General features: G+C 47.6%; 4 protein-coding genes. 3 read left to right on the top strand and 1 reads right to left on the bottom strand.

Annotated features, from left to right (window positions below):
* The 3 genes from C230_RS23090 to C230_RS0100725 all read left to right on the top strand — a co-directional run.
* A partial coding sequence (locus tag C230_RS23090; protein WP_211207977.1) for a hypothetical protein occupies positions 1–191 on the top strand: 191 nt, incomplete at its 5' end.
* A 615-nt stretch (positions 192–806) separates the two neighbouring features.
* Positions 807–1,991 carry a restriction endonuclease gene (locus tag C230_RS0100730; RefSeq protein ID WP_018130172.1) on the top strand — a complete coding sequence of 395 codons (1,185 nt, stop codon included), beginning with the start codon at positions 807–809 and terminating at the stop codon, positions 1,989–1,991.
* Between the two features lie 371 nt (positions 1,992–2,362).
* Positions 2,363–2,617 carry a hypothetical protein gene (locus C230_RS0100725; protein WP_018130171.1) on the top strand — a complete coding sequence of 85 codons (255 nt, stop codon included), beginning with the start codon at positions 2,363–2,365 and terminating at the stop codon, positions 2,615–2,617.
* Between the two features lie 316 nt (positions 2,618–2,933).
* On the opposite strand, the gene C230_RS0100720 is transcribed toward C230_RS0100725, so the two are convergent.
* Entirely contained in the window at positions 2,934–3,299 is a 366-nt protein-coding gene (locus C230_RS0100720) for a hypothetical protein (RefSeq protein ID WP_018130170.1), read from the bottom strand.
* Between the last annotated feature and the right edge of the window lie 410 nt (positions 3,300–3,709).

The raw sequence follows: 3,709 nt of genomic DNA, 5'->3' as shown, positions 1-3,709 counted from the left end.
GGGCAGTGAATGTCAACCATTCCGAGACCCAGCATACAGGAGGCGCTTTTTGTTTTGCAAACCGCATTTTAATTCATCACAGGAATAGCTCCTTTTCTGTTTATCGTGTGAAAGATAAGAAAAGAATGCCTACCATGCAACAAGAAAGTGAGATTGATGAGATGTTTCAGTTAGCCGCCCTGCAAATTTAATCTACAAGGTTGCTGCTTTGGAGGTCAAAATTTAGAAATTTGACCTCCCGCTCCCAGCGTACGGCATGGCGACAAATCTAGTCAAAAATTACGAGCCAAAAATACAAAAATTTTTCCCATGAGCGTCGAGACACAGGATGCTGAACGCCAAACAATCGGAGGAGGCTTATATGAATTCGAGTCCACAATACGTACAAGTCACTTTACCTACCGTAATCGGTGACCTGAAACTGGTGGTTTTCCCCGATGACGCTCTTTGGGTATGCCAACAGGTGGAGAAAGTAGCGGGTGACTTGGATCATGCTCGCTGCGCATTCATTCATGTCGGAAGCAATGCAATCATCTTGGAACGAGACATCGCCATGTCGGAGTTGCGATTTTTCGTTCAATGTTATCGGCCGAGTGACCCAACGACTGACATCGAACCAGAGCTTGAGATCATTGACCTTGTTCTGTAACTCTTCATCCTGATGTCCAGCTTTTCCGTCAGAAAGTAGGTGATCACCATGTCATGAACACCATGGAATCCCAGCAAACGGTCAAATTCTCACCCATGATATCATTGGCAAAACTATCACTTCACATGGAACGGTTGAAACACTAGGGGGTATCGAAATGCTAAAAACAATCGTCAGCAGTCGAGAACTTCTGGCATCCCAGATCGGCCTGAGCTACTCAGGCTTGGCCAACCGACTGCCCAGAAACTTCTACGGGCAGACCGTTTTGGGGATGTCTGGAAAAAAGGAATACCATATTGCGGCGCAGCATCACTATCGCTTCCAAACACTCTTGTCAGCTTCTCCTCGCCTTTCCAGTGTTGCGGTTAACAGGTTGATGAAAGAGCGGCAGGTGGACTTCGACCGCAGCAGGGACAAATGGTCTCACCTCATGACGCAGTTTTTGCAAAAGCACCCGTCCCTTGACCCTTACATCGAGGCGTATCCGCTTGCGGATCTGGAGTTGCTCGGCAGAGTCACTTCGGCTCTTCCATGCCTGATCCCCCGCTACAACGAAAAAATCTATCTCGACGACGGTCCGGAGTGGGGACCCTATCTCCGGAACCTGTCGGTTCTGCTCGACCAAATGGAAGAGGATGTCAACCTGTTGCTCGATCATTTCAACAGTGTTATCGGGACTCGGCCAGATCTGCCCTTCGAGCCGGAACTACAACTGGCCCGACAAGCCATCCATGAGCACATGGGATCGGCCCCACAAACCGGCATTCCGTTCTCCCAGGCCACGGTTCTTCCCTTTGTCTCACAGGTTCATTTTTCAAATACCCCGTACCTTTGGGCAGATATTTTGACCGCTATGGGGCATGTGGATGTACAGGTGGTTGATCGATCCGGAGACGGAAACCGGGATGTGGAATCGAAGTTTAACGGCAGTCCCCGGTTTTCACAAATCAAAAGTGTTTCTTTCCCGATTGGTGAAGAAATAATCCGCCAGTTTGCCAACACATGCAGGACCTATGGCGTGTCTGACGGATACTTTGTGACGACTTTGCGTTTTGCTAAAGACGCTTCCCTCGGCCAATGGCCGCAATTGCCAGTCGAACGAAAAGCCGAACTGCGAAACATGTATAGCAGCAACAGCCTGTATCGCTCAAAGATGGTGGATGAAATCTGCAAGCAGCCCCGAATCGCCAACATCGAATTGATCGACGGGGAGACCCTGGCCGCTTATGCCTACAAGTATCGGATTGGAGCCTTGCCGGACGGAAAAGTGGATCGAACCTACTGGAGCAGTCTCACCATCCCCGGTTTTCGGAAGAGCGACGGAAAACCTCCTTGCCAATAACGAACAGGCCAATGGCCATTCCAGATCGGGATGATGGATGCGGACCTCCCAACAAAACAGGAAACATCGAAACATATACTCTCATTAAGGTGGATCCACATTCGCCCGACTGCGCTGATCCGCAAGATTCTTTAGGCAATTGCTTTGTCTGCAGCGAATATCGTGGCGAAAACAAAAAGTACTAGGCGTTGGCCATGGATCTTGACCCCAAGCCACATGCCAAAAAAGCGCCGGCCAAAGAGGCGTGGGAATAACGTCAGATCGGCCTGAAAGATCGTGAGTCTTTCGGGCTTTTTGTGTCTGTTCCAGGCTGTTGAAAAATGAGCGATCGCACCGTAAACTGAAAACAAACCGGTAAGGAGTCGATTTGCGTGGACGAACAATTGAAGCGCCTTGAAGATATGCTGGGACAACTGGTCAAGATGGTGGGCCATGTTAATAACCGTCTGAACGAAATGGAAAACCGCTTTCAAGAGCGGTTTGACGAAATGGAGAACCGCTTTGAAGAACGGTTTAACCAACTGGCATCCAAGATCGATGATGTTTCCGGCTCAGTGAATCATCTGATCCACAAGGTTGCTGAACAGGAGCGGGATATTTATCTTCTGAAATCGAAGCGAGCCTAGACAATAGACCCCTCGAACCATGTGTCGAGGGGGTTGATATTTCCAAAGACAGAGGTCATCGATCACATGCTTTCGTTATGCAGCCATTGACCATTGCTTCACGATAGATCGTATGGTTTCAGCGAACCGGACATTATCCTCACGTCGCCTCGTTCTGATACACGAATCTTGTACAATTGCGAGAAATGGATAACCAGAGACAATGGCAAGGAAACATTTAGGCAGCGGCCTTTTGAAGGAGATATAAGCGAAACGGCTGTGCCCGTCCCGGTGATGAGGCCGATCACGTCAAGGCGTTCTGGTTCCTTGACAACAGTCAATGGTTTTCCAATCCAATACTGTTCAAGTCTTGAATAATGTCCTGAAGCTCATCATCGATGTGACCATCCAGTCGGCTTTCACTTGTTTCGTGTCGAATATGAAACTGATCCCGATACTCTGGGTCCCTGACAAACTTGTCAATGAAGTTTTTGTAATGCTTCTCATGAAACTTTCCAATCCGGAAGAGTCTATAATACTGATCAACAATTTTTTGGTCGGAGTCCAAGATCTTTATCCAACAGGTGTAGTAACCTTCGTCATTACCCTTAAGATAATCACTGGTTTTAACTGTTAATGTGAATACGACTCGTTTTCCCTCCTCGATAGCTCGTTCTGTTACTTCCTCATAGAGCAATCCCATCTCGATCAACCTCCTGATCTCTTGTAATATGTTGGATTACTCTCATCCTAAAAAATGGCTACCAAGAAAGTCAAAAATTACGGCTAATAACTTTCAACTCGAACTCTATCTTCATCATGGTCGAAGCCCTGCATGACTTTGCTGATTCGGGACAACTTGTTCCTAATGGACCAATGACGGTTCGGATGGGATGATGGATTCCCTATTGGCCTTTCTTTTCGAAAAACCTTCTCCAGCGGCATTCTTTGGCGGCTTTCTTGCTAACAAAAATCAGAACATATGTTTGCATATTCTCGCCCCGGCAAGCTATAATATTCAATACCAGAACATACATTCGTATTCAGGAGGATCCACATGCGCCCGACTGCGTTGATCCGTAAGATGCTTCAACTCGAAGGCTTGGAAAAGCA

Origin of the sequence: Effusibacillus pohliae DSM 22757 (assembly GCF_000376225.1) — a bacterium.
Lineage (GTDB): Bacteria > Bacillota > Bacilli > Tumebacillales > Effusibacillaceae > Effusibacillus > Effusibacillus pohliae.
Note: the sequence above shows the minus strand (reverse complement) of the source record. Positions and strands in the feature narration are given on the sequence as shown.

Bases quoted from the DNA above. Each gene is read 5' to 3' on its own strand.
- C230_RS0100730 (WP_018130172.1), top strand. From the start codon at position 807: ATGCTAAAAACAATCGTCAGCAGTCGAGAACTTCTGGCATCCCAGATC.
- C230_RS0100720 (WP_018130170.1), bottom strand. From the start codon at position 3,299: ATGGGATTGCTCTATGAGGAAGTAACAGAACGAGCTATCGAGGAGGGA.